The organism is Nocardia sp. NPDC051750 (assembly GCF_044453135.1).
Lineage (GTDB): Bacteria > Actinomycetota > Actinomycetes > Mycobacteriales > Mycobacteriaceae > Nocardia.
Genome location: NZ_JBITCK010000002.1, coordinates 802,702 through 827,316, shown reverse-complemented (window position 1 = coordinate 827,316; position 24,615 = coordinate 802,702). Strand labels below are relative to the sequence as shown.

Genomic DNA, 24,615 nt, shown 5'->3' with positions numbered 1-24,615 from the left:
TCACTCCGCATCTCCTGCGCCACCGGCCGTGAACTTCTCGGCCCCCGACACATCGTCGATCCGGTACCGCGTGGCGGCCTCGGCGGCCTTCGCCGGATCGATCGTGCCCAGCCGGCCCAGCCCGGCCAGCACCGCGACGACGATGGATTCGGCGTCGACGTTGAAGACCCGGCGCGCGGCCGGCCGGGTATCGGAGAAACCGAACCCGTCCGTGCCCAGGGTGGTGAAATCGCCCGGGACCCATTTGCGGATCTGGTCCGGCACCGCGCGCATCCAGTCGGTCGCGGCGACGAACGGGCCCTCGGCGCCGGCCAGGGCGCGGGCGACGTACGGCTGCCCGGGATCTTCGCCCGGATGGTGCAGCGCCTCGGTTTCCAGTTCCAGCGCCTCGCGCCGCAGCTCGCTCCACGACGTCGCCGACCACACATCGGCGGCGACACCCCACTGCTCGGCCAGCAGCTGCTGTGCGCGCAAGCCGTCGGGCACGGTGACCCCGGAGACCATGATCTGCGCACGTACCTCCCCCGCACCGCCCTTGCGGTACAGGTAGAGGCCCTTGAGCAGACCGTCCACGTCCAGCCCCTCGGGCTCGGCGGGCTGCTGGTAGGGCTCGTTGTACAGGGTGAGGTAGTAGAAGATGTTCTCCCCGCCGAAGCCCTCCACGCCCGGTGTGCCGCCGTACATGCGGCGCAGGCCGTCGCGCACGATATGGGCGATCTCGAACGAGAACGCCGGATCGTAGGCCACCACCGCCGGGTTGGTGGACGCCAGCAGCAGCGAATGCCCGTCGTTGTGCTGCAGGCCCTCACCGGTGAGCGTGGTGCGCCCAGCCGTCGCGCCGAGCACGAACCCGCGGGCCAGCTGATCCGCCGCGGCCCACAGACCGTCGCCGGTGCGCTGGAAACCGAACATCGAATAGAAGATGTAGAGCGGGATCATCGGCTCGCCGTGGGTGGCATAGGACGTGCCGACCGCGGTGAACGACGCGGTGGATCCGGCCTCGTTGATGCCCTCGTGCAGGATCTGCCCGACCGCGCTCTCCTTGTAGGCGAGCATCAGTTCCGCGTCGACCGAGGTGTAGAGCTGGCCGTTGCGGTTGTAGATCTTCAGCGACGGGAACCAGGAATCCATCCCGAAGGTGCGGGCCTCGTCCGGGATGATCGGCACGATCCGCTTGCCGATCTCCTTATCGCGCAGCAGCTCCTTCATGAGCCGCACCAGAGCCATGGTGGTGGCCACATTCTGCTTCCCGGACCCCTTGCGCACCGATGTGTACGCCTCGTCACCGGGCAGCTTCAGCGGTGCCACATCTGTCCGCCGCTCGGGCAGATAACCGCCGAGTGCCTTGCGGCGATCCAGCATGTACTGGATCTCCTTGGTGTCCGCACCCGGGTGGTAGTACGGGGGCAGGTACGGATCCTTCTCCAGCTCGGCATCGCTGATCGGGATACGCTGCAGATCGCGGAAATCCTTGAGGTCCTGCAGCGTCAGCTTCTTCATCTGATGCGTGGCATTGCGGCCCTCGAAATGCTTGCCGAGGGTGTAGCCCTTGATCGTCTTCGCCAGGATCACGGTCGGCTGGCCCTTGTGCGCCAGCGCCGCCGCATACGCCGCATACACCTTGCGGTAGTCGTGACCACCGCGCTTCAGATTCCAGATCTCCTGATCCGACAGATCCTGGACCAGCGCCTTCGTCCGCGGATCGCGGCCGAAGAAGTGATCGCGGACATACGCGCCGTCGTTGGCCTTGTAGGTCTGGTAATCACCGTCGGGCGTGGTGTTCATCAGGTTCACCAGCGCGCCGTCGCGATCGGCGCCCAGCAGCGCGTCCCACTCACGACCCCAGATCACCTTGATGACATTCCAGCCGGCGCCGCGGAAGAACGACTCCAGCTCCTGGATGATCTTGCCGTTACCGCGCACCGGGCCGTCCAGGCGCTGCAGGTTGCAGTTCACCACGAAGGTCAGATTGTCCAGACCCTCCATGGCCGCCACATGGGCGAGGCCGCGCGATTCGGGTTCGTCCATCTCACCGTCGCCGAGGAACGCCCACACATGCTGGTCGGAGGTGTCCTTGATACCGCGATCGTGCAGGTAGTGGTTGAACCGCGCCTGGTAGATGGCGTTCATCGGGCCCAAGCCCATCGACACCGTCGGGAATTCCCAGAAATCGCTCAGCAGCCGCGGATGCGGATACGACGGCAGGCCCTTGCCGAGACCGCCGTGGCTGTACTCCTGGCGGAAACCGTCGAGCTGATCGGTGGACAACCGGCCCTCGAGGAAGGCGCGAGCATAGATACCGGGCGAGGCGTGACCCTGGATGAAGATCGAATCGCCGCCGCCGGAATGGTCCTTACCGCGGAAGAAATGGTTGAACCCGACCTCGTACAGCGCCGCCGACGACGCGTAGGTCGAGATATGACCACCGACACCGATACCGGGGCGCTGCGCCCGGTGCACCATGATGGCCGCGTTCCAGCGGATCCAGGCCCGAAAGCGCCGCTCGGTTTCCTCGTCACCGGGGAACCAGGGCTCGTTCTCGGTCGGGATGGTGTTGACGTAATCGGTGGAGGTCAGCGAAGGAATCGACACCCGGCGCTCACCGGCGCGTTCCAGCATCCGCAGCATCAGGTAGCGGGCGCGGCCCGGGCCTTCGCGCTCGAGCATCTCATCGAAGGATTCGAGCCATTCGCTGGTCTCCTCCGGGTCTATATCCGGTAGGTAAGAGGCCACTCCTTCACGAATCACGCGGACTCGGCCACCGGACGGCACGCCGTTGGCGTCGCGAGGGGTGGGAGCGGAACCCGGCTCAGCGGATTCCGCCGGGACGCCAGAGTGGATCAGATCGGTCAAAACTGCTCCTCGTACAGGGGGTGGTCGAGCTGATGGCTGCGGTAACCCCGAGCGGCCCGCTGGTGTGCAGGTCACCCGTGACGACTAGTTCCGGGCGCGCCCGCGTCCTTGCGTGGCGCGTCCCACATCATCATGTCAGTCGCCGATCCAGTACCGTTCGACAGGCAGGTTCGAAGCGAATTTCGAGGAGCCGGGAGGACGATGCAAGGGCTGGACCCGCGCCGATTCGGGCTGGTATGCGCCGCGGCGGCACTGGTCACCGGCGCGACCGTGGCAGGCTGTGCGACCCAGATCCAAGGGGTGGCGACACCGAACGCCGCCGAGGCGAGCGCCTATCGCAGTACCGCATCTTCGCAATCGGCGGCCGCCACGTCGTCCCAGATCGCCGCCGCCCGGGACAAGGCCGTCACCGACAACTGCACCCTGTTCCCCGGCACCACCGGGGTCGGCGTCAGCAAATACAACGAGTTCGTCGACGCGCACGACAGCAACGCCCCCGACTACGACGCCAAACGGGAAGCCGCGGTGACCGCGCTGGAGGACGCCGCGAACCAGGTCGAGGCCGGCGTGAACGCCGCCGGCGCGAACCTCCCCGAGGACCTGAAGGCGAAACTCGTCGAATACGTCGACGCCGCCCGCGGCCTCGCTCGAGCCACCCGGGAAATGACCTACACATCCCCCGTCGGCCCTCTCAACGACGCCAGCCGCCGCGTGAACGACGCGCGCAACGTGGTCCGCGATGCCTGCCCCGGATGACCCGTATCGCCCGTCACCAGCGGTTTATCGCGACATCAGAAATTCGATCTACCCGATCGGCTTGCGTTAGGGGCGATAACCATGTTCGCTTGCAGATATCTTGTAGTCGGGAGTTGAGGAGGACGCCACCGTGGTCGCCGCGGCGGACGATCAGAATTTCGCTCAGAAGCTTGGCATCACCCACGGCATGGTTGTCCAGGAGCTGGGCTGGGACGAGGACACCAACGACGACCTCCGGGCCGACGTCGAGGAGACCTGCGGCAGCGAACTGCTGGACGAGGACTCCGACGAGGTCATCGATGTGGTCCTGCTGTGGTGGCGGGACGGCGACGGTGACCTGGTCGACGAGCTGATGGAAGCGATCGGCCCACTCGCCGACGACGGCTTCATCTGGGTGCTGACCCCCAAGACCGGTAACGACGGGCACGTCGATCCCAGTGAGATCGCCGAGGCCGCACCGACGGCGGGTCTCACCCAGACATCGGCGATCAAACTCGGTGAATGGTCGGCCAGCCGGCTGGTGCAGCCCAAGGCGCCGACCAAACAGCGCTGAGCCGTCCACAGCTGTGCCGCGCGTCCGGGAACCGGATGCGCGGCAGGAGATTCGGAGGATACCCATGCCCCTCGAGGTAGGCACCCAGGCGCCGGAGTTCACGCTCAAGGACCAGAACAATCAGGAAGTCTCGCTGTCGGATTATCGCGGCAAGAAGAACGTCCTGATCGTCTTCTACCCGCTCGCCTTCACCGGCATCTGCCAGGGCGAGCTGTGCAAGGTCCGCGACGAACTGCCGCGCTTCCAGAACGACAACGCCGAGATCATCGCGATCTCGGTGGGCCCCCCGCCGACCCACAAGATCTGGGCCGCGGAACAGGGCTACACCTTCCCGCTGCTGTCGGATTTCTGGCCGCACGGCAAGATCGCCCAGGACTACGGCGTCTTCAACGACACGACGGGCTTCGCGAACCGCGGCACGTTCGTCGTCGACCGCGAAGGAATCATCCGTTTCGCGGAGATGAACGGTCCCGGAGAGCCCCGTGACCAGGCGGCTTGGGAGAAAGCGCTCGCCGCGCTAGATTCATAGACCGTTCCCCCGGACAACGCTCCGGGGGTTACGGGCGTATAGCTCAGCGGTAGAGCTCTGGTTTTACACACCAGCGGTCGGCGGTTCGAACCCGTCTGCGCCCACCAAGTGGATCCAGGTCACTGTGCCCGGCGGTTGTGTAAGTTCTGGCCACGCAGGCTCGCAATCCGCGCATGGCGGCACCGTCTCCACGTCGGCCATGTCGTCGAACCGAGCCCGAGAGCGAGAAGCCGGCCGATCAGTTCCTCCGTCGACCAGCAGTCGGGCAGGTCGAGTCGGACGCCCTTTTCAGGATTCGCGGGCCGCAATCGCGGCTTGGATTCGGCGAAGCGTGCGGAGGCCCTTCTTCGCGGCGACGCTCACCATACCGTCGAAGACTGTTGCGCCCCGGTCGTGAGCCCTCAGCCGTTCCAGCGTCGGCACGGCACGATCGTCGCCGGTCGAACCGAGTGCCACAGCCGCCCAGTATCGCTGGTCCGGATCGTCGCTGTCGGCCGCCTCGCACAGCCTCGGGATGATCTCCGGGGCGAATCTGGCCAGCGCGCTGGCGATATAGCCGATGCGGTAGTAGCGGCGGTTCTCGAGTTCGTCCCATAGTGCAGCCAGGGCCGCGTCGCCGCCGATCAGGCCGAGGGCCTCGGCGGCACGTTCGCGCATTCCTCCGATCGAGTCCCCCAGCAGGGGCGTGAGCGCCGGCACCACCGATTCGTCACCGAGCGTGCCCAGAGCGACCACCGCCTGCTCTCGAGCTATCTCCTGCGGGTGATCCAGCATCGCGACCAAGCCGGGAACTGCTTCGCGGAAGCCGAGCGCCGCGCAGCCCATCGCAGCCCATGCCTGGCAGTTGTACCGTGTATCGGCGAGTGACGCGAGCAGTGGTGCCTTCAGGGTGTCGTCGCCGAAGACTGCCACCCGGTTCAATGCCCGGCTGTACAGCGACCGGTGGTAGGCGGGATAGTCGCGGACGAGCGCGCACAGTGCTTGCTTGGCCGATGTGTCGCCGTCAGCGGCCCGCGCCAGCAAGTGCCGTAGGTTTTCCTCGCGGGTCTCGAGATCGCCGTCTTCGAGGCATCGCGCATCAGCTGGGTTCACCGCCCAACGGTACCCGGCGATGATCACCAGCGGGCCTGACGTCGACACCCTCGGCGAGATCGAAACCTACGGGATGCTGCACTTACGGCAGATCAGTCCGTCGCGTCGCGGACATCGTTTCCCTGTTCGGCGAACGCCTTGAAGTCCTGCATGTGCTGTAGCGACTGCTTACGGAAGGAGCCGGCCATCAGGCGTCCCAGTAGCTTCATCACCACGCTGCTGAACCGGTATTCGCTCTCGGCCTCCCAGAGCGTCGTGTCCGGGCCGGCGTCGGTCAACCGGTCGCGCTCGACGCTCCACATGCCCGGGCCGACAATCTCGCGGTCGAAATGAACGACGGCCGTTTCGGGGATGTCGCGCAGGTCTGCCGGTTCCCGGCGGGTGATGGTCTCGGTGCACTCCATCTTCCGCTTACCCATCTCCAGCACGACCCGCGACTTGGCGCCGAGCTGCCCGTGCTCCCCGCTCAGCGGCTCGTGCAGCACCAGGCCCCGCAACCATTTCGGCAGGTGCACCGGATCCGCGAGCAGCTGGACCACCTTCTCCCGCGGCAGGGCGATCTCGATGGAGACGGTGTATTTCATAGGGCGCATCATTCCTTCCTTCCCGGGATGAGACAACAGACCTTTCCGGTGGCCGCGTAGGCCCCGGTCCGCCTGACCGGCCGGAACCTCTAGCACAACCGGGCTCGTCCGCAGCCCGAACCGAGCCGCCCATCGTTGCCGGTTGCGATGAGGCGCTCGAAAACCGGTGGAACAGCACCGCCGTGTGTCATTACCATGCTGCCGAACCACGTCGTCTGATCAAGGACATTCCGCTGTACATCCAGTGAGTTCGCCTCAGCGGTGAATCGTCGCGCGGCGCGTATGGGCGTCGCGCTCCTTCTTGCTGCGAACCTCTCACTGAAACGGGTGTACATCTATGCTCAAAATCTGGGTGGTCGTGCCCACCTGCCTCCCCCTCGTTCTCCGCCGCTGCCACGTCTGCGCGTCCGAACGCTTCTGGGCAAGCGGAAATTTCCGCGTCAACGCAAACCACAAGCGCATCGACGCATGGCTCCTCGCGCTTTGCACCACTTGCGGGAAAACCACAAAGCTCACGGTTCTGGAACGGGTGAATGTGCGCTCCATCCGACCTGAGCTGCTGGCGGGCTGCACGACAACGACCCGGCCTGACAGCGGAGCTGCTCCAGGACCCGGCCGTGCAGCGCCGTAATCGCATTGCCCTCGACTGGGATAACGCCTGGCGCCTGGACACCAGTGGATCGGACCACACGGACTGTGAAACGATCGACATCTCGGTCCGCTTCACGGCCCGGATCCCTGTCCGGCCGACGCGACTGATCGCCGAAGGTTTCGGTCTTTCCCGGGCCGAGGTCGAGCAACTCGTCGTGGAGGGAAACACGGTCTCGGCCGTCCGGCTGAGCGGCAGGCTTTCCAGCGACTTCACCTTCACGCTCAAGCGCTGAGCCATTCTGTGGGAGACCAGAGTCCTGTACAGATCCCAGCCCACCGCATTCTCGACGAGCGTCCGAGATAGGCTCGGACCGGATGCAACAGCGATGAGCCGGGACCGGAGATGCCTCGAAACAGACGTCCTCGAGATCGTGAGGAGAAGCGGGCCGAGATCGTGGCCGCTGCTCGTCGGTTGTTCACCGAGCAGGGGTACGACGCGGCGTCGATGACACGGATCGCGCAGGACGCGGGCGTGGTGTCCAACACGCTGTACTGGTATTTCCGCGACAAGGACGCTGTGCTGATCGCGGTGCTCGACGAGGTACTGGCCGAGGCGATGGATCGCTACGGCGCCATGGGCGCTATCGATGTGGTCGATCGTTTGCTGTGGGTGGTCGGCGAGCTGGAGCAGGTGAGCCGGTTGGTCACCACGGTGCACGCCCGAGCCAAGGAATCTCCGGCCGTCCGGGACTGGCACGAACAGTTCCACACGGTGGCCGAGGCGCTGTTCATGGGTGATCTGGCCGAGATCGGGGTTGCCGAGGACGAGCTGGAGGCGATGGTCACGATCGGAGTTTTCGTCGTCGAGGGATTGCTGATGCACCCGGGGGCGGACTCCCGCAAACGTGCGGTGATCGAGACGCTGCTGCACAGTGCGCGTGGCATCGCCGTCGCGGCCCGCTGACCGACCCCGATCCGGTTCGACGAGTGCGCCTGCTACGAGGCGGTGGCCGCGGCGTCACCGAATTGCGTGGCCAGGAAATGGATCTGATCGCTGACCGCCCGTTCGAAGATGGGGCCTACATAGATGTCGAAGTGGTCACAGGGATAGCTCCGGACGTCGACATGGGCCAAGCCTCGGGCGCGGCGCAGTGCGGTTTTCGCGGGGGCCGCGGCGTCGTGGTCGCATACGCACAGCAGTGTCGGTGTGGTGGTGCGGGCCATGGCGCGCCCCGGCCGATAGAGCGGCAGCCGTAGGACCAGGCGGGCGGCAATGGCGTTGGCGGCGTCGAAATCGCCGTCGGCACCCCGCAGGACTCCCCACATGCTGTCACGGCCCACCATCGTCGGATTCTCCGCACCGTCCTCGACGGCGGTCATGACGATGTTCTTCGACACCTGCGCCCGGAACGAGGGCATCCGTGCCAGTAGCGCGCTGGTGCGCCGGGACAACCGGGTTCCGGCAGGTAGTAATTCCGAAGCTCCCGCGACCGCATCCGGTGAGGCGACGAACGCCGGCATCCACGACGCGCCCGCCATCGGCATCAAGAGGGGCTTCGCGCCGATCCAGGAGCCGGCGGTGTCGACTACACCCAGCGCGGTCAGCGCCACCGCGCTCAGCGGTCCGCTCCGTAGCCGCGACCACAGCGAGGCCGGTCCGTCGGTGAACGGACACTGCGCCACCACCGCCGCCACCCCCGGATCCCGAGAGGCGACCTGCAGCACGTGACCACCACCGAAAGAACTGCCCCACAACGCGATCCTGCCGGCGTCGACCTCCGGCAGCGACCGCGCATATGCCAGCGCGGCATGCCAGTCGGCGAGCTGTTTGCCGATATCGAGCAGCTGGCGCGGCTGACCTTCGCTGGCGCCGAGATGACGGTAGTCGAACACCAGCACCGACCAACCCGCAGCGGCGAAGCGCTCGGCGAAGGCGTCCAACCGCATCTGCCGCACCGCACCCAACCCGTGCCCCATGATCACCAACGGGTGCCGCGACACCGGATCCGACGGGTTGTACAGCCAAGCCGCACATCGCTGCCCACCTGAGACGAACGAAACATCACGCCGACCGAACTGCAGTCCCCCGCCCAGACGAGCGCTCGATTCGCCACGGTTCACGATATTTTCCCTCCGCCTGTCTGCCCTGACAGCTTCTTGGACGGCACCCAAGAAACTTGTTCCGGCCACGATATGGACTTCTTGATCGACAGTCAAGAAAAGGTGGCCGGAGTTGCTGGTAGGTAGGCCGATTGCGGCGCAAAGACAAGAGAGAACATCAGTCCGAAGGCCGGCCGGTCCCGGGCGTCGTACCGTACAGACGTGGGATGGACGGACGAGCCGACGTTGGTATGCCATGGCAATGCCGAGATCGGCCTCGCACCGGCGGGTATCGGGTGTGCGGTTCGCATCAATGGACGCTGGGCGTGGCTGTGCTGGCCGAGTCTGGACGGTGAGGTGGTCGCACGATTGACGGGCGGGCGGACCTGCCCGGATTCACTGGCCGAGAAGCGTGGTTTCTCCAGGGATTTGGCTCGCGAACCCGATGCAGCACTCGCGGTGGTTGCGGGTGTGACAACGCCGGGTTGGTGGAGGATCTGCCCACCTCGTCAGCTGGCGGTGCAGGTGGTGAGCCCGCAGCTGGATCATCCAGTGGTAGTCGGGCCAAGGGAAGTCCTGACCCTGGTCATCGATGGCGGCGAACCGGGTAGCGGCATCGCCCGTGCCTCCGGATCCGTCGCGGAGTATGTATCCGATATCCGCGCTGGGGAACGTCCGGTGGTGCTCGCGTTGGACATCACCCGGCCCGACCGAACGGATGATCTGGCCCTCGTGCTGGACGGGCGGCATGCCCTGGCGGCCTATCTGTCCTTGGGTGTGGACCCGATGGTGCTGCTGCTCTATTGCTCTCCGCCGTACCGGGATACAGAGTGGTGCTGGCATCCTGAGCGGTTTACGATGACGCGCCCGCTGTCAGCGCTCGAAGACTCCGCGCGCGAACGCGAGTCAGCGAAGTGGTCCCTGGAACAGGACGAGTGGTGTGACTGCCCGGATCGGTGCGCTCGGCCCGATCCGTCCGCGGATGACGAAGACGACCCGATGTATTGGCCCGCGTGTAGCGAAGACGACCCGCTGGAATTCGGCCGCGACGACCTGAACGATGCGCTACGTGATCAGCCCCTGACCGCCCAGCAGGCGAGACCGGTGGTCGCGACGGTGGGCCCTGGATGGCTGAGAGCGGGCGAACAACGGATGATGCCGGGACATCTCGTCGAAATCCCCGACGGTCTCGGAGTCGTCCGTGTCCAGGGCTCACGCAACTCCCCCACGGCGGCGGTGCTGTGGCTGCACAACCAGCCCGTGCTCGCCAAGGCGGACGTGATCGCGGGCACACTGTGGCAGCTGGTCGCACGGCTGGGGCCTGCGCGACAGCTGGCCGAGATCAGTGACTTGATCGACTGGCTGGCAGATCCGGAGATCGAACGGGACCATTCCGGTCATCCCTTTCTCGGCGCGAGCACGCTGGCTCGACTCACCCCTCTACTGAGGTTGTTCGAACCCGGCCAGTACGCGGTCCGAATCGTTGACAATGTCAGCCCGCTGTCTGCCTGCCAGATCAGTGCTACCTCCTCATGGACTGTCGGTGACTGGGACGCGCATCTCGATCCTCGCGGGTTCGATGTCGTGATACCGACCGATACCTGGCCGCCGCCCGACAGTGAACGGATCGCCTGGTATCGCGACCGGATTCGGCGTGGCGCGACGCCGCTGGCGATTCTCGTCGCGCCGGGCCCGGCCGGACCGGGTGTACGAGGCGAACCTCGATTCCTGCTCGACGGGCATCACAAGGTTGCTGCGGGCGCCAGTCTGTATGTGGAGATCTCGCCGTGTCACGCCGACCGCCTGACCACTGCGGAATTCGCGACGCTCATCGAACCGCACCTCGATTCCTCACCGTTCGGTGGCCGGGCAATCTGCAGCGGTGGCCATATACCCGGCGCACCCTCGCGCCCGGACACTACCGATCGGACCTCCAGGATGAGCGTGGCAGAGTACTACGCACAGTTCGGTGTGCGATAGCGGATCGAGCCTCCGAGGGGCAGTTCCACGGGGATGGACCGGTGGCCGGCAGTGAATGCCGGCCGCGCTCACCGATCGAAGCCGCGGAAGACACCGTCGTCGTCGACGCTGCCGGCGTAGTCCTCGAAGTCCACGTTGGCGAGGAGGAAATTGACCTCGACCTCGGCCATCGCGAGCGGCGCGATCCGGAACACCGGGTCGCCGTCCCCTCGGACATCCTCATCGCTGGTATCGACCGCCAGCAGCGGATGCTCGGGGTCGGTCATCGTGATGGTGTCGGCGAGGAACACATAGGTCTGCCCATCGATCAGGTCACCCAGGTCGGCGGCCGTCAGCCCAGCGAAGGACACGTCGTCGACGGGTGTCAGCTCTGACATCATGTCTTCGTCGTAGGACGCAATGACCGCCGCGAGAGTTTGGGCCCACGCCGCATCATCGGTGAAATCCGTACGCACCAGAAGCGATTCGCCCTCGGGCAGCGACCGTGTCATAGGCCGATTGTGCACTACGGCAGCCGAACGCCATGCGCCCCGACATCACGACGCCGAAATCGCCGATACGCGACCTTCAGGTCGATCGGCTGGGGCCCTCGGCCCTGAACCCCTCGAAAAGCCGGCCACCGAACATCTCCAGCACGCGACCAACAATGCCGAGCATCGGTTCGATGTTCCCGCTTGCGACCGACCGCATGCCGTGCGCCAGCGCTTTCGAGTACTCCGTACCGCTGTCGCGATCGAAGGCGGTCAGCTCTCGGTGCAACCACTTACCGCTGCCCGTCCAGCGACCGTGCCCGGTGAGCAGCAGCTCGGCAGTGGCGCGCCATAGGTCGGCGGCGATCAGCAGACGTTCGGTGTCGTCTCGGGAACCAGTGAGATCGTCGAGCAGGTCGGTGACTCTGTATCGGGCGGAGCGAAGTTCCTCGACCGTCAGCGGGGCCGGACCGGCGGCCAGCTCTGCTGCGCATCGTCTCTGCAGGTATTCGCCACTGCCATCGCGGTCTGCCAGGATGTACGTGCGTCCGATCAATCGTAGGGTCGCCGGTCGCCTTGCCTTACGCTCCATCGCGAGGAAATGCTGCATCGACGCTTCCGTCTGCACAAACAGCTCCACCGGCCACTGGTGATAACGCAGCGATTCACGGTAAGGCGCTGGAGGACCCGCGAGCAGCACTGTGATATCCAGATCCGAGGTCACCGTGGCAGTTCCGAGCACGGCACTACCACCCAGCCACGCTGCACGCGCCTGCGGGAAGCGCGCCCGCACCAGTTCCCGGGCAATCTCCAACACCTCGATGGTCACACCCCATCAGATCGCGGCCCGTACATAGAGGACAAGACGTGTCCATAATCCGATCGTTGGTGTGAGGTTCCCGATCGTTTGCAGCGAGGGTTGGCGCTCGACAATGAACCGGTCAGCGTTTCGGCCAGCATACTGCCCAGAGCAGTACCGCCGCCGGTACACCGACTACGACGGTCCAACCGAGCACAATCACCGCCCTCCCCCAGACATCGACCAACGGGCGAAGGACAACCGGGGTATCACCGTTTCCACGTCGGCCACATCCATTACCCGGTTCAACTCCAGTGGGCCGAGGTGGTGCGGGCCGGGCATCACGACGGCGTCCACGTCGGCCGCGCGCACCTGGTCGAACAGCGGGAGTACCGAGGAGAGTTCCGGCCAGCTCACCAGGTAACCGAGATGGCACGACAGACGTTGAACCTGTGCCCGGTCCCATGCCAAAGAAGTGCTCACGTCCAGATCTACGTATCCGAGTGCGGTCGGCCGGTATCGCATCAGATGTCCCCTGTCCCTGTGTATCCCCTGCGGTCGCTGGTGTGCACCCGCCGCCGAGGCTCGATCCCCCGGCGGCGAGGCCGAATTCGACGCTATGCGGGCCGATTACGCGCGCATATGCCTACGCTGTTGACAGGTGTTTGCTGTCGCCCGCCCCGGAAGGGAACCGATGGAACCTGGCTCGCTCCTCCGGGCGGCCCGTGAGGCTGCCGGTATGGCGCTGCGCGAAATGGCCCGGCGGACGCACTACAGCGCGTCCTACTTGTCGCTGATCGAGTCCGGTAAACGAGCCGTTCCTGCTGCCGTGGTCGCGGCCTATGAATCGACGTTGGGGTCGGATCTGGAGCGGTTGACCGCCGTCGCGCGCTCGGCCGCCAGCGTGGACACCAGCACCCTGTCCGACGTGGCCGTGATGCTCTCGGCAACCCGCCGGATCGAGGACGCAACCGGCCCGATCGCTGTGCTCCCCGCGGTCAAGGGCATGGCGACAATGGCCGAGACGTTCGCCGACCAGGCCCGCTCGAGGACCGGGACGGCCGCCGCGTCGATGGCGTCCGAGATAGACCAGTACAGGGGGTGGCTGGAACACGCGACAGGGGCCGGGGCCGCCTCACGGCGCAGCCTCGGCAAGGCCGTGGAACTGGCGCGGCATTCCGGCGCCCCGGACCGGCTGGCACACGGGCTCAGCTTCACGGCGTACGTGCACGCCGAGACGGGCCGGCACGCCGAGGCCGCCGCCCTGTCGGAAGCGGTCCTGGCGGTGCCGCGCGTACATCCGTTGATCAGAGTCTATGAGCGCTTCCAGCGGGCTCGACTCCACGCCGTGACCGGAGAACCCCGCGAAGCTCAGCGGGTCCTTGTGGCCGCCGACAGGGCAGCCGAAGCGGCCGAGGACGAGGAGAAACCGGACGCGGGATACTGGTACACCCCAGGGTTCTACGGCTTACAGCGCTCGCGGGTGCTGCGCATCCTCGGGCAGGCCGAGCGGGCACAGGAAGAGGTCCGGGCCGCCGTCGACGCCCTGCCGCCCGAACACCGACGGGCCGAGTGGGCCGCGAAATGGCGGCGTGCCGCTGACGGGCTCGCCGACATACCGCACTGACCCGGCCCGGCGAACAAGTCCCCAACCAATCCGCAGCAGCTGCTGGAGCGCCAGATCACCGAGCCGGTCCACCATCGGCAGAGGTCATGCCGGAATCGACTCGGACCGATTCTCCCGCAACGCGCCGTCGAGGTCCGACCGGACGACGACGAGGCGAGCCTGCACGAACGTCTCAAGACACTGGAACGATAGATGCTGGTCGACAGCATCCAGGAACTGGTCCGGCGGGGCATCCGATGGCGGGCGTGAACCTGGCGGGGAAAGATAACCTCACTCACTGCTTCCGATTCGCGCCCTGCCGACGGCCTCCGCCATTTGCTCGGCCAGAGCCGCGCAGTCGACCGGTTGAGTGGTGTCGACGAAGACAGTGGGTATGAGTTCGAGCGGTTCGGCCTGCTCGGCCCACCGGTCCCAGTCCTCGGCGAGGCGCTGATGATCCTGATAAAAGGCTGGGCGGTGCCTCGCCGCGTATCGCGCTCTCGCGGTCTCCGGGGGTACCCGGCACCAGATCTCGACCGCACGATCCGCCTGCGCCCGCTCGATACCTGCCGCGGCGAATTGCAGGTCGCGGGGTTTGAACCACCACGAATCGACAACTACGGATTTCGGGGTCGCCTGCGCCAGCGCCCAGACCGCATCCATGGCGATCCCGCCGAGGCCGGGGACGGCTTCCGCATCGTCGACGCAGGCTGCCAGTGCCTCCTTCACAGCGTCCTTCGACAAGAACTGGGCATTCAAGGTCGTCGCCAGTGCGCGGCCCAGCGTCGACTTGCCGGAGCCCGGCAATCCGTTGATCAGCACCAGGAGTTTGTCCACAGGGTCATCATCGCGGGCTGTGCCCGACGTGGTGTGGCAATTACGCCTGGTGCCGACGTCGGAACAAGCACGCGCGCCGCCTGGTATTACAGGGCAGTGGGCAGTGAACTTCGCACCGAACCCGAAATCCGCACGGCCACCGGCATTGTTCGGGGCAGATGGGAAAAAGCTGTCGCGGTGTTCCGCGGCATCCCCTATGCCGCGCCACCGTTCGGCCCACATCGGTTCGCGGCTCCAGGACCGGTTCAACGGTGGGCCGGCGTTCGCGACGCCTCGACATTCGGGCCGATGGTGCCGCAGGCGGCCCATTCCGGCGCGGTGATGTCGGCGGTGGCCGGCAACGCCGGAGATGGGTCCGTTGATTGCCTGACACTCAATATCTGGTCACCCGACCTCGGCGCCGCCGGGCTACCGGTCATGGTGTGGATCCACGGTGGCAGATACCTCGAAGGCACCTCGGGCAACCCGCACCACGACGGTGCGGCTCTGGCCGGGGCAGGGGTGATCATGGTCAGTGTGAACTACCGGGTCGGCGTGGAAGGCTTCGCCCACATCGCCGGAGCCCCGGACAATCGCGGCATCCTCGACCAGGCCGCCGCACTGCGGTGGGTGCAGGACAATATCGCCGCGTTCGGCGGCGACCCCGGCACCGTCACCGTGTTCGGCCAGTCCGCCGGCGCAGGCTGTATCGCTGCCCTGCTCGCTATGCCGATATCTGCCGGCCTGTTCCACAGGGCGATCGTGCAGAGCATGCCGGGTACCTACTTGTCCGAGAAGCTCGCCGGCGCGGTCTCGGCTGCGATCGCTGCGGAACTCGGGGCACAGGCCACCGTGGAGGAGTTGGCCCCGATACCGCCCCGTGCGCTCACCGCCGCGACAGAAGCCGTGCTCCGTCGAATGCCGACGTGTGCCGCCGAGTGGGGCCCGATGACGATTACCCCGACACCGTTCTCTCCAGTCGTCGACGGGGTGCTGCTACCGGACGCACCGTGGCGGCCGCTCGCCGGTGGCGCCGCACGCGACATCGACCTTCTGGTGGGCCACACCCGCGACGAATACCGCCTGTTCAGCGGTGAGCCCGACGACACGATTACCGAACAGCAGGTGAGCATCACCCTCGATCGCCTCGCCCCGCGACCCGATGGGGGCAGCGCCTACCGCACCGCTTACGCCGGAACCACCCCTGGCGAGCTGGCGGAAATCGTCAAATCCGACTGGTTGTTCCGGATGCCCGCCCTGCATCTCGCCGACGCTCAACACACAGGCGGCGGTTCTGTCCGGACTTACGAGCTGTCTTGGAGCTACCACCGTGACCAAGGCGCCTCGCACAGCCTAGACTTCCTGCTCATTTTCGGCACACTCGACATCAACGAAGTACGCCATCATCCCCGCGCGATTCCGGGCGCCGCAGACGAACTCGCGCACATCTCTCGCCACATGCGCAGCGACTGGGTACGTTTCGCGACCACCGGTCACCCCGGCTGGTCACCCTACGCCCCGCACACGCGAACCACCCGTATCTACGGAAGCACAACGACAACTGGGCCCTATCCCGAGGAACGTTCCCGCCGGATCTGGTCCACGTACCAGTTCGACACCCTTGACCTGGTGACATGACGGGAGCCTCGCCGTTGCGCTGCGCTTCAGGTTGCTGAGTCGTGGAAGCCGAGACGCCGATTCATCGCGATTGCCGGGATGTTCCGGGGGTGGTGGAACGCGACGAGCCATCGGTAACCGGAGGTCTGGGCGAAGCGGATAGCGTGCACTTTGAGCGCGAGCGAAAGGCCTTGCCTCTCGTATGTGGGCCGCGGCGTAATGCAGGGGGCGTCGTCGCCCGGGAGAATCACGGAGACCGTTGCAGGACTGTTCTGGCCAGCGCCGCGGGTGTCCCCGTGGTCGTGTCGACGATGGTGTCGTAGGGGTAGCCGTGGTCGTGCACCGCGTCGAAGTGGCCTCGGGCCAATCCGTTCGGGTGGCGGCGAGCCTTTTCTCGCTGCTCGGCGACGGCCAGTGGGCAGGTGACGGAGACGAGCTGAATATCCAGGCCGGCGAGGGCTTCCGTCCAGATCGGCAGCAGGTCGGGGGTCAGGAGCATCTCGTCGATGACCAGATCGTCACCACCGTGGGCGAATGCGGCGGCTGCGGCGCACGCGGAATGCAGCATGCGGCGTCCGACGTGGCCGTAACGGATGACCACGGTCGGGTGGCCGCTCTCATCGCGGCCGGTGCGGTCGTACCAGAATCCGTCGCGGCTGAGCGGACCGTCGCGTCCGCCGCCCCAGTTCGGTGGCACCAGGGCGAACAGGGTGTCGATTCCCCAATAGACGAACGGGGTGTCGCTCTCGTCCTGGATGGCGCGAGCCAAAGTGGTCTTGCCCGAACTCGATGTTCCGTTGAGAAAGATGACCCGGCCAGGACGTTCCGTGCTCCGCATCCGGCCAGACTAATGTTTGCCGGGCAGGTACGGCAGCATCCGCATCATCGCCAGTTGCATTCCGGCTTGCCGGCGGGTGGTGGGTACGAGTTTGTCCACCACATCGCGTGCCAGCTGCTGGTTGCGGTGGACGAAGAGGCGCAGCTGTTGTTCGTATCGGGGCAGAGCGGTGCCGAGATCGCCGCTGGCGCCCTGGACGACAACGGGGACGATATGGACGCCGAGTTCACCTTCGGCCTCGGCCGCATACTCGACGGCGTGGCCGCCCTGGTCGAATCGTGACTCGGTAGACTCTCGGCGTGGCACGGATCTGGTCGGCACTCGCGCGAAGGCTGAGGCTTGTTCAGCTCGCGTGGGTGGCTGTGCTGACCTTCGTGATCGCGACAACAGCTGGGATCGATGGCGAGACCACTGCTGTCGGCGCCGCGGTTGCGGTCGCGGTCCTTATCGCGATCGCGGGCCGGGATTCCATTTCCCAGCTGCACGCGCTGACCACAGCGGCAGTCGGCCCGCCACGGGAGGAGAGGCGCCTGCGCGGCGCTTTCCGCCGGCAGAGTGCCCCGGACACTCCCGGCCGCCCGCGTCTTCCCCGAGCACCCGGGCAGGTTCCGGCCGCGGTGTAGCCCTTCGGCGCTGCGCCGGGTCGTCTTCGCTGACCTGTCTCCCACGCCGCAGCTGCCGAGTCGACGCATCTGGGCGTGAACCCTATTCGCACGCCGTGGTGGCACCGCGGTGTGCGGCGAAGAGGTGCTCACCATGCTCGACATCATCTACTACCCCGTGTCCGCGATCCTGTGGTTCTGGCACAAGGCGTTCGGCGCGGTCCTCGGCCCGGACAACGGCATCGCCTGGGCGCTGGCGGTAGTTTTCCTCGTCTTCACCCTCCGCCTGGTCCTGCTCAAACCGGCCATCTCCCAGATCCGCACCGCTCGCCAGATGCAGGAACTGGGACCACAGATCAAGGCGTTGCAGAAGAAGTACGCCGGTGACCGGCAGCAGCAAGCCGTCGAAATGCAGAAACTGCAGAAGGAACACGGATTCAACCCGCTGATGGGCTGCTTACCGGTGCTGGTGCAGGCACCGGTGTTCCTCGGCCTGTTCCATGTCCTGCGGTCGTTCAACCGCACCGGAACAGGAATCGGGCAGCTCGGGATGAGCGCCGAAGCCAACGCAGCCACCCCGAATTATGTGTTCAGCGCCACCGACGTGCAGTCGTTTCTCAGCGCCCGGCTGTTCGGTGCGCCCATCTCCGCGGCGATCACCACCCCGGAGAGCACGCTGGATTCTTTCGCGGCCCACGGCGGCGTTCCCAGCGTGACAATGATCGCGGCGGTCGCGATCCCACTGATGGTGATCGCGGCCGTGGCCACCCACTTCAACGCGCGCGCCTCGATCGCGCGGCAGAGCCAGGAAGCGGCCGCGAACCCGCAATCGGCGATGATGAACAAGCTGATGCTGTGGGTCTTCCCGCTCGGTGTCCTCGTCGGCGGGCCGTTCCTGATGATCGCGATCCTGCTCTACTGGGTGAGCAACAACCTGTGGACCTACGCCCAGCAGCATCTCGTATTCGCCCGCATCGGCCGGGAAGAAACCACCGCGCAGCGCACGCTCACCGAACGCCCGGTTGCCGCCGCGCCCAAGCCCGGCGCCCGGCCGAACCGGCAGAAACGGAGCCGGAAGAAATAGACCGGCCGATTATGCTGCCGGGGCTGGGGCGCCGGGGCGGCCATATGGGAACTCGACCGGGTAGCTTTTCCCGAAGTCCGCGGACTCGCTCACCGGGCCCCAGACGAGGTCGCTGCCGAGCTGCTCGCGGTCGAACGCGACCGCGAGCCGGGAGGCGTCGGCCCCGAGCGGAAGGTTGTGCGGTAGTTCCCGGCTGCGGGACAGGCGGACGAGGATGGCGGCGGCGCGGTCGGGATCCCCGGCTTGTAGCGGTGATCCGGGTGCACCCGCATCCGCGTAGCGCTGGGCGAGTGCGGCGTACTCGTCGGGTACACCGGCGATCGTCATCGATGCTCCCGACCAATCCGTCCGGAATCCGCTGGGCTCGACCACCAGAACCCGGATGCCGAACTGTTCGGTCTCGGCGCGCAGCACGCGGCTGAATCCGTCGATGGCGAACTTCGCGGCCTGGTAGGACGCGATCCCGCCGGATCCGCCGACCCGGCCGCCGATCGAGGAGAACTGGATGATGAGCCCACCGCCCTGTGCCCGCAGCACCGGGATCGCCGCCTTCGACACGTGGTACACGCCCCAGAAGTTGGTCTCGAACTGGGCGCGGAAGTCGGTGTCGTCGCCGGTCTCGATGGGGGCCACGTTTGCGTAGCCCGCGTTGTTGACGATCACGTCGATCCGCCCGAACACCCGGCGTGCCTCGCTGAGGCTGTTGTGCACCGCGGTGGTGTCGGTGACGTCGAGACGGAGGGGCAGGATGCGGTCGCCGAACTCCGCGACCAGGTCGGCGAGTTGTTCCGGGCGACGGGCTGTGGCGGCGACGGCGTCTCCGTTCGCCAGCGCCGCGCGAGTGAGGGCGCGGCCGAATCCGCGGGTGGAACCGGTGATGAACCATGTCTGCGTCATGAATTTAGTAAAACACTGTTTCGCTACTAATGCAACGGTGTTGCGCTAACCTGATGTGGTGACAGAACAGCAGTTCACGCGCGCCCGCAGCGAGCAGGCCAAGCGGCAGCGTCAGGCGGCGATTCTCGACGCCGCCCGCAACCTGGCCCTCGAGCAGGGAGTTCGGGAGATCACCCTCACCGATATCGCGGCAGCTGTGGGTATGCACAAGTCCGCGATGCTGCGCTACTTCGAGACTCGCGAGGAAATCTTTCTCCAGCTCACCGCGGACGGCTGGCGTGAATGGTCGACCGCGGTACGTGCCGGCCTCGCCACCCTCGAGCCGGGTGATGCGGATGCCGTCGCGGGCACGCTCGCCCGGACCCTGGCGGCCCGCGGCATGTTCTGCGATCTGCTCGCGCAGGCACCGCTGAATCTGGAGCGCCGCGTATCCGTCGACGCTGTCCGCAGCTTCAAGACTGTCACCCACGCGGAGCTCGACGCGATCGTGACCGCGGTCCAGCGCGTGCTCCCGGGGCTCTCGGCGGCGCACGGGGTGGACCTGATCGCCGCGGTGACCGCCCTGGCCGGAGTGTTCTGGCAGGTCGCGACCCCCGGCCCGGAGATCGCCGAGTTCTACCGAACCGACCCCCTGCTGGGCCATTCGGCCTTGGATGTCGAGCCCCGCCTACACCGGATCACCGCCTACTTACTACGAGGGATCGAGGCGTCGGAGAGATGAGCGGGTGAGCTGCGTGCGGAATGCAGCGTTATCCGGGGATCGGGTGGTGCTGGTGATCCCGCGGCGGAGTGAGTTCGTCGACCACCACCAGATTCCCGCCGGACTGTTTGGCCCGGTACATGGCGGCGTCGGCGGATTGCAGCAGCCGCTCCGGGGTCGGTCGCGGGCACTGCGGACAGATCGTCGCGTCGAACACCGCCACGCCGACGCTCGCGGTGACCTCCACCGCGGTCTCCGGCGGTTCCGCGACCGCGCGGCGCAGGCGCTCGGCCTCGGTGCGCGCGCTGACGGTGGTGATCGGCGCGGCGACCACGAATTCCTCCCCGCCGGTGCGCGCCACCACCGACGTCTCCCCCGCGGCGTCGTGGAGTCGCCGGGCGGTCCGCACCAGGACGGTGTCGCCGACGCGGTGACCCCAGGTGTCGTTGACGCTCTTGAACCGGTCGAGATCGAAGGTCATCACGCAGATCGCGGGATACCGCTCCACCAGCTGCGGCAACCGGATCTCCAGGCCCCGGCGATTCAGCAGTTCGGTCAGCGGGTCCGACAGCGATTCGGTGCGCAGCAGCCAATAGAGGAGCTGCAGCGCGGGCAGCACGCCGACCACCGAGACGAGCAGCAGCCCGACCGCGACGGCCAGCTCGACCTCTCCGCCGCCGGTGACGATCCGCACCGAGAACACGATCACCGACAGCACTGCCCAGATCGAATGCACGGCCAATACCCGGGCGCTGTGGAAGACGCCCACGTAACTACCGGCACCCAGGAGCAGCACCGCGCCCATGGCACCGAACAGCCGGTCCTGCACCTGGAGGAACTCGACGGTGAACAGCACATCAGCGCAGCCGATCAGCACGAGCGACTCGGTTTTGCTCGGCCAGGGCAGCAGCCACCAGCGCAGCGCCCACAGCGTCCCGGACAACACCCCCACCGTCGACGCGATACCGGGATGGCCGGGCGGCCCCACCGGCGTACCCGCGATCACGACGCCCATCACCGCGATCACGGCGCCCGCGATACCGATCAGCAGCTTCAGCGGACCCAGCGCCGACCGGGCCGCCAGGGTGCGCAGCAGCCAACTGTAGTCGACCGGGTCGTTCCACCAGGCCCGCAGCGTTTTGCCGTCATTCATCGACTCACCCTTGGTCCCGACCGCGTCACCACCGTCGGCTCGTACCGAGTGCGAGAATTCCAGGGAATCTCACGAGCTCATCCGAAGCAGTCTAGGCCGGACGCATTGATACCCGGCGCGCGAGTATGTGTCGCGCCCCACTGCCGGTCACCGGCCGGACGTCGTCGGCACCCGCCGAATCCGTGGACGAGAGCTTCCCCGGAACCGAGCTCGTGACACCGTCACGTCGAGTCGTTCGGCCGGTTATGACGACGGACATCCTCTCCGCGTGACCAGGGCCGCCGAGTCCCGCGCGGTGCGCAACCGTCACACCGTGATCAGTTCTTCGCTCAGCTCCCAGAGACGCTCCGCGGACCGGGGGTCGATGGCGTGCGGTACGACCTCGGCCGGGGGATCTTGCTCGGCACCGGTGACGGGCTCCGGGTTCTCGTCCACGACAGAGACGTCGTTGTCCATGAGATAAACGCCGCCGATCTCGTCGAGCAGTGGACTGGTGGCCGCGAACACTGTGGTAGCGGCGCCCTGCCGCGCGTTCTTGATCCCGCGGTCAGGGGCGACAACCGGCTGCCCGTCCTCGTCGATCAGGCCCGCGGCCCGCAACTGCTCTTCGCCGACCGAGCTGTTCAAGCTGGTGCCGGGAACGATCCCCGGGTGGACGGCGTAACCGCGGACACCGTCCCGAGCCCAGCGGCGGTCCAGTTCGACCGCGAACAGGATGGCGGCGGTCTTGGACTGTCCGTAGGCGAGGAGGCTCTGGTAACCGGTGGTGAAGTGCACGTCGTTCCAGCGGATGCCGGAGATCCGGTGGCCACCGGAGGACAGGTTGACGACGCGGGCGCCGTGGGCCGCGCGCAGGGAGGCCAGCAGGCCGAGGGTGAGCTGGAAGTGGCCGAGGTAGTTGGTCGCGAACTGGGCCTCGTAGCCGCGGGCGTCGAGCGTCAGGGTCTCGTGCAGCGGGACGCCGGCGTTGTTGATCAGGATGTGCAGCGGACGGCCGGAGCCGGCATACCGGGCGGTGAAGGCGTCGATCGACGCCGGGTGGGCAAGGTCCAGCGGGCCGACCTCGACGCGCTCGATACCCGCCAGCGCCGCGGCGGCGCGGCCGGGGCGGCGCGCGCCGACAACGACGGACGCTCCGGCCTTGCTGAGCGCCCGGGTCGTCTCCAGGCCGATCCCGGCATGACCTCCGGTGACGACGATATTGATGCCGTTCAGGTCGATACCCGCGAGGACCTCATCGGCCGTAGATGCCGCGGTGAACCCGGATCCGAGCGGCTGCTGTTTCACGTACATATCGTCACGCTAAGGACCCTGTCGTGAACTTTGAATACTTGACAGTCCCATATTCTTTCGCGATCGTTCAGAAATGATGAGCGATCCGCTGTCCGACGTACTGGATTTGGTCGAGATCCAGGGCGTGATGTCGAGCGGTATCGGCGCCGACGGCGCCTGGGTCGCCCGCGGGCCGCTCGTCGATCACCCGTTGAAGTTCGTGGCGGTAGCCCGTGGCAGCCTTCGGCTCACCACCGACGACGGCAACGAGCCGCTCCTCGTCGACACGGGCGAAGTCGCGATTCTCAACACCCGGTCATGGATGGAGATCCGTGGCGGGAACGGGGGCGAGCCCGCCCGGGAGATCGACGTGTCGAGTCCGGGCTGCGCTCTCCACGAAGGTGGCACCGACGTGGTGTTCGGCGGCCATATCGCCCTCAATGCGATCGGCCGGTCCTTACTTCTGCAAGCGCTTCCGCCGGTGGGGCACGTCCCGGCCACGAGCGCCACCGTCCCCCTGCGCGCCCGGCTGGACCAGCTCCTCGGCGAAATAGCCGGTCACCGTATCGGCTCCGCCTTCGCTGTCCGCCAGCACGCACAGTTGCTGGTGCTCGAGATGCTGCGTGTGTACCTCGGCCAGGCAGAGCTTCCCCCGGGCCGGCTGCGCGTGCTGACCGACGAACGGCTGCACCCAGCGGTCGCCCTCATGCACGCCGAACCGGGCAGAGCGTGGCGGCTGGAAACGCTGGCGCAGGCAGCGGCCATGTCCCGCACGGCATTCGCCACCCGCTTCCGCGCCGTGGCGGGCATGCCGCCACTCACCTATCTGCACCGCTGGCGGATGCTGCTGGCACAGCAGGCCCTGCGCACGGGGGACGACCGGGTCGGCGCACTCGCCTCCACACTGGGCTACGCCTCGGAGAGCGCGTTCAGCACCGCATTCAAACGCGAGATCGGCGAGTCACCGCTGCGGTACCGGAAACGCGTCCGCGAGGAGCCGGCCGGGCCCGGCGACCGAGCGCCCACCCGATCCGGCCGACTACCGGACCCATTGAACCCAACATAGCCGAACGCTATAATTCAGGCGTCATCATCTCGACTTGCACTGTGGAAAGCTGACCGGATATCGAACAGCTGCCATCCCGCAAGTATCCCGAGCCGAGCCATTCCAGGCGAAGATCCAGTTCACCTCCAACGCTCGCCCGAGCAGCCGCGGGATCCGCCGATTGATCGAGTCTGCATGTCAGCGAATGGTTTTCGCGACAACCCGCTGGAACTCACGACCGGTGCGCCACGCGTATCGCCGGAGTATTCGACATTCCGATCCGGGCAACCGTTCGCGAAGCATACCCACTTCGGAAAGCCTTGGAGGACACATGAAGTACGTAGTTTCCTGGAAATATCGTTGGAACGGCTCAGCAGCGGAGAACGAAGAAAGTGTCCGCCGGGCGCTGGCAGTGTTTGCGAACTGGAAGCCGGTCGACGGCGTGACCTACCACCAGATGGTCGGCCGGCTCGACGGCAGTGGCGGATTCGCGGTGGTCGAAACCGATAACCCGATCGACCTGACCGACGCTCCGAAGAAATTCGGTTTCTTCGCCGACTACGAAATCCAACCGGTCGTCGAACTCGCCGAAGCCGTGCAGGCGATCGAGGAGGGCGTCAGTTTCCGCGAGTCGATCAGCTGACGGGCGTGACCGCTGACACCGAACGGCGGCGGGGC

27 protein-coding genes and 1 tRNA gene are annotated in these 24,615 nt (G+C 66.5%); 15 read left to right on the top strand and 13 right to left on the bottom strand.

Annotation, left to right across the window (positions count from 1 at the left end; genetic code table 11):
- The gene (gene aceE / locus ACIA75_RS11225) at positions 1 to 2,772 is read right to left on the bottom strand and encodes a pyruvate dehydrogenase (acetyl-transferring), homodimeric type (protein WP_397103453.1); all 2,772 of its coding nucleotides are present in this window, start codon (positions 2,770 to 2,772) and stop codon (positions 1 to 3) included.
- 282 nt (positions 2,773 to 3,054) lie between these two features.
- On the opposite strand from aceE, the gene ACIA75_RS11220 reads away from it, so the two are divergent.
- From ACIA75_RS11220 to ACIA75_RS11205, 4 genes are all read left to right on the top strand, one after another.
- Positions 3,055 to 3,609 carry a hypothetical protein gene (locus ACIA75_RS11220; protein WP_397102517.1) on the top strand — a complete coding sequence of 185 codons (555 nt, stop codon included), beginning with the start codon at positions 3,055 to 3,057 and terminating at the stop codon, positions 3,607 to 3,609.
- 130 nt (positions 3,610 to 3,739) lie between these two features.
- Positions 3,740 to 4,162, top strand: coding sequence for a DUF3052 domain-containing protein (locus ACIA75_RS11215; RefSeq protein ID WP_397102515.1), 423 nt, complete (start codon positions 3,740 to 3,742; stop codon positions 4,160 to 4,162).
- Positions 4,163 to 4,226: 64 nt separating this feature from the next.
- Positions 4,227 to 4,691, top strand: a complete 465-nt coding sequence (locus tag ACIA75_RS11210) for a peroxiredoxin (RefSeq protein WP_280419804.1) — start codon at positions 4,227 to 4,229, stop codon at positions 4,689 to 4,691.
- A gap of 32 nt (positions 4,692 to 4,723) precedes the next feature.
- Positions 4,724 to 4,798, top strand: a tRNA-Val gene (locus ACIA75_RS11205).
- A 181-nt stretch (positions 4,799 to 4,979) separates the two neighbouring features.
- Here ACIA75_RS11205 and ACIA75_RS11200 read toward each other — a convergent pair.
- Positions 4,980 to 5,783, bottom strand: a complete 804-nt coding sequence (locus tag ACIA75_RS11200) for a HEAT repeat domain-containing protein (RefSeq protein WP_397102512.1) — start codon at positions 5,781 to 5,783, stop codon at positions 4,980 to 4,982.
- A gap of 92 nt (positions 5,784 to 5,875) precedes the next feature.
- Positions 5,876 to 6,367, bottom strand: a complete 492-nt coding sequence (locus ACIA75_RS11195) for an SRPBCC family protein (protein WP_397102510.1) — start codon at positions 6,365 to 6,367, stop codon at positions 5,876 to 5,878.
- A 337-nt stretch (positions 6,368 to 6,704) separates the two neighbouring features.
- Here ACIA75_RS11195 and ACIA75_RS11190 point away from each other — a divergent pair, with 337 nt between their 5' ends.
- The 3 genes from ACIA75_RS11190 to ACIA75_RS11180 all read left to right on the top strand — a co-directional run bounded on the left by ACIA75_RS11190 (position 6,705) and on the right by ACIA75_RS11180 (position 7,922).
- A complete protein-coding gene (locus ACIA75_RS11190) occupies positions 6,705 to 6,998 on the top strand; it encodes a DUF1062 domain-containing protein (protein WP_397102508.1) in 294 nt (97 codons plus the stop codon).
- Positions 6,901 to 7,251, top strand: coding sequence for a DUF1062 domain-containing protein (locus ACIA75_RS11185; RefSeq protein WP_397102506.1), 351 nt, complete (start codon positions 6,901 to 6,903; stop codon positions 7,249 to 7,251). The genes ACIA75_RS11190 and ACIA75_RS11185 overlap by 98 nt, the downstream gene beginning before the upstream one ends.
- 110 nt (positions 7,252 to 7,361) lie before the next feature.
- Positions 7,362 to 7,922 (top strand): TetR/AcrR family transcriptional regulator, encoded by a 561-nt coding sequence (locus ACIA75_RS11180; protein ID WP_397102504.1) that lies wholly within the window; start codon positions 7,362 to 7,364, stop codon positions 7,920 to 7,922.
- Between the two features lie 32 nt (positions 7,923 to 7,954).
- On the opposite strand, the gene ACIA75_RS11175 is transcribed toward ACIA75_RS11180, so the two are convergent.
- Positions 7,955 to 9,079: an alpha/beta hydrolase gene (locus ACIA75_RS11175; RefSeq protein ID WP_397102502.1), complete on the bottom strand. Its 1,125-nt coding sequence runs from the start codon at positions 9,077 to 9,079 to the stop codon at positions 7,955 to 7,957.
- A 201-nt stretch (positions 9,080 to 9,280) separates the two neighbouring features.
- Here ACIA75_RS11175 and ACIA75_RS11170 point away from each other — a divergent pair, with 201 nt between their 5' ends.
- On the top strand, positions 9,281 to 11,038 hold the full coding sequence (locus tag ACIA75_RS11170; protein WP_397102500.1) for a hypothetical protein: 1,758 nt from the start codon (positions 9,281 to 9,283) through the stop codon (positions 11,036 to 11,038).
- A 68-nt stretch (positions 11,039 to 11,106) separates the two neighbouring features.
- On the opposite strand, the gene ACIA75_RS11165 is transcribed toward ACIA75_RS11170, so the two are convergent.
- The 3 genes from ACIA75_RS11165 to ACIA75_RS11155 all read right to left on the bottom strand — a co-directional run bounded on the left by ACIA75_RS11165 (position 11,107) and on the right by ACIA75_RS11155 (position 12,832).
- Entirely contained in the window at positions 11,107 to 11,529 is a 423-nt protein-coding gene (locus ACIA75_RS11165) for a DUF6924 domain-containing protein (protein ID WP_397102498.1), read from the bottom strand.
- Between the two features lie 76 nt (positions 11,530 to 11,605).
- The gene (locus ACIA75_RS11160) at positions 11,606 to 12,337 is read right to left on the bottom strand and encodes a nucleotidyltransferase domain-containing protein (protein WP_397102496.1); all 732 of its coding nucleotides are present in this window, start codon (positions 12,335 to 12,337) and stop codon (positions 11,606 to 11,608) included.
- A 189-nt stretch (positions 12,338 to 12,526) separates the two neighbouring features.
- On the bottom strand, positions 12,527 to 12,832 hold the full coding sequence (locus ACIA75_RS11155) for a hypothetical protein (RefSeq protein ID WP_397102494.1): 306 nt from the start codon (positions 12,830 to 12,832) through the stop codon (positions 12,527 to 12,529).
- A gap of 169 nt (positions 12,833 to 13,001) precedes the next feature.
- Here ACIA75_RS11155 and ACIA75_RS11150 point away from each other — a divergent pair, with 169 nt between their 5' ends.
- Positions 13,002 to 13,934: a helix-turn-helix domain-containing protein gene (locus ACIA75_RS11150; RefSeq protein WP_397102492.1), complete on the top strand. Its 933-nt coding sequence runs from the start codon at positions 13,002 to 13,004 to the stop codon at positions 13,932 to 13,934.
- A gap of 270 nt (positions 13,935 to 14,204) precedes the next feature.
- Here ACIA75_RS11150 and ACIA75_RS11145 read toward each other — a convergent pair whose 3' ends face one another.
- Positions 14,205 to 14,750, bottom strand: a complete 546-nt coding sequence (locus ACIA75_RS11145) for an AAA family ATPase (RefSeq protein ID WP_397102490.1) — start codon at positions 14,748 to 14,750, stop codon at positions 14,205 to 14,207.
- A gap of 96 nt (positions 14,751 to 14,846) precedes the next feature.
- Here ACIA75_RS11145 and ACIA75_RS11140 point away from each other — a divergent pair, with 96 nt between their 5' ends.
- Positions 14,847 to 16,367 carry a carboxylesterase/lipase family protein gene (locus ACIA75_RS11140; RefSeq protein ID WP_397102488.1) on the top strand — a complete coding sequence of 507 codons (1,521 nt, stop codon included), beginning with the start codon at positions 14,847 to 14,849 and terminating at the stop codon, positions 16,365 to 16,367.
- Between the two features lie 226 nt (positions 16,368 to 16,593).
- On the opposite strand, the gene ACIA75_RS11135 is transcribed toward ACIA75_RS11140, so the two are convergent.
- Complete coding sequence (locus ACIA75_RS11135; RefSeq protein ID WP_397102486.1) at positions 16,594 to 17,184, bottom strand: chloramphenicol phosphotransferase CPT family protein; 591 nt, start codon at positions 17,182 to 17,184, stop codon at positions 16,594 to 16,596.
- Positions 17,185 to 17,193: 9 nt separating this feature from the next.
- Positions 17,194 to 17,505 carry a hypothetical protein gene (locus ACIA75_RS11130; RefSeq protein WP_397102484.1) on the bottom strand — a complete coding sequence of 104 codons (312 nt, stop codon included), beginning with the start codon at positions 17,503 to 17,505 and terminating at the stop codon, positions 17,194 to 17,196.
- Positions 17,506 to 17,540: 35 nt separating this feature from the next.
- Here ACIA75_RS11130 and ACIA75_RS11125 point away from each other — a divergent pair, with 35 nt between their 5' ends.
- A complete protein-coding gene (locus tag ACIA75_RS11125; RefSeq protein WP_397102482.1) occupies positions 17,541 to 17,807 on the top strand; it encodes a DUF6412 domain-containing protein in 267 nt (88 codons plus the stop codon).
- A 133-nt stretch (positions 17,808 to 17,940) separates the two neighbouring features.
- Positions 17,941 to 18,870, top strand: a complete 930-nt coding sequence (gene yidC, locus ACIA75_RS11120) for a membrane protein insertase YidC (protein ID WP_397103451.1) — start codon at positions 17,941 to 17,943, stop codon at positions 18,868 to 18,870.
- 9 nt (positions 18,871 to 18,879) lie between these two features.
- Here the strand turns inward: yidC and ACIA75_RS11115 are convergent, their stop codons facing one another.
- A complete protein-coding gene (locus ACIA75_RS11115; protein WP_397102480.1) occupies positions 18,880 to 19,767 on the bottom strand; it encodes an SDR family NAD(P)-dependent oxidoreductase in 888 nt (295 codons plus the stop codon).
- A gap of 58 nt (positions 19,768 to 19,825) precedes the next feature.
- On the opposite strand from ACIA75_RS11115, the gene ACIA75_RS11110 reads away from it, so the two are divergent.
- Positions 19,826 to 20,488 (top strand): TetR family transcriptional regulator, encoded by a 663-nt coding sequence (locus ACIA75_RS11110; protein WP_397102478.1) that lies wholly within the window; start codon positions 19,826 to 19,828, stop codon positions 20,486 to 20,488.
- A 28-nt stretch (positions 20,489 to 20,516) separates the two neighbouring features.
- Here ACIA75_RS11110 and ACIA75_RS11105 read toward each other — a convergent pair whose 3' ends face one another.
- Both ACIA75_RS11105 and ACIA75_RS11100 read right to left on the bottom strand, forming a co-directional pair.
- Positions 20,517 to 21,620 carry a GGDEF domain-containing protein gene (locus tag ACIA75_RS11105; protein ID WP_397102476.1) on the bottom strand — a complete coding sequence of 368 codons (1,104 nt, stop codon included), beginning with the start codon at positions 21,618 to 21,620 and terminating at the stop codon, positions 20,517 to 20,519.
- A gap of 306 nt (positions 21,621 to 21,926) precedes the next feature.
- Positions 21,927 to 22,913, bottom strand: coding sequence for an SDR family NAD(P)-dependent oxidoreductase (locus ACIA75_RS11100; protein ID WP_397102474.1), 987 nt, complete (start codon positions 22,911 to 22,913; stop codon positions 21,927 to 21,929).
- 73 nt (positions 22,914 to 22,986) lie between these two features.
- Here ACIA75_RS11100 and ACIA75_RS11095 point away from each other — a divergent pair, with 73 nt between their 5' ends.
- Both ACIA75_RS11095 and ACIA75_RS11090 read left to right on the top strand, forming a co-directional pair.
- Complete coding sequence (locus ACIA75_RS11095; RefSeq protein WP_397102472.1) at positions 22,987 to 23,958, top strand: AraC family transcriptional regulator; 972 nt, start codon at positions 22,987 to 22,989, stop codon at positions 23,956 to 23,958.
- Between the two features lie 310 nt (positions 23,959 to 24,268).
- Positions 24,269 to 24,580: a DUF3303 domain-containing protein gene (locus ACIA75_RS11090; protein ID WP_397102470.1), complete on the top strand. Its 312-nt coding sequence runs from the start codon at positions 24,269 to 24,271 to the stop codon at positions 24,578 to 24,580.
- Positions 24,581 to 24,615: the final 35 nt, after the last annotated feature.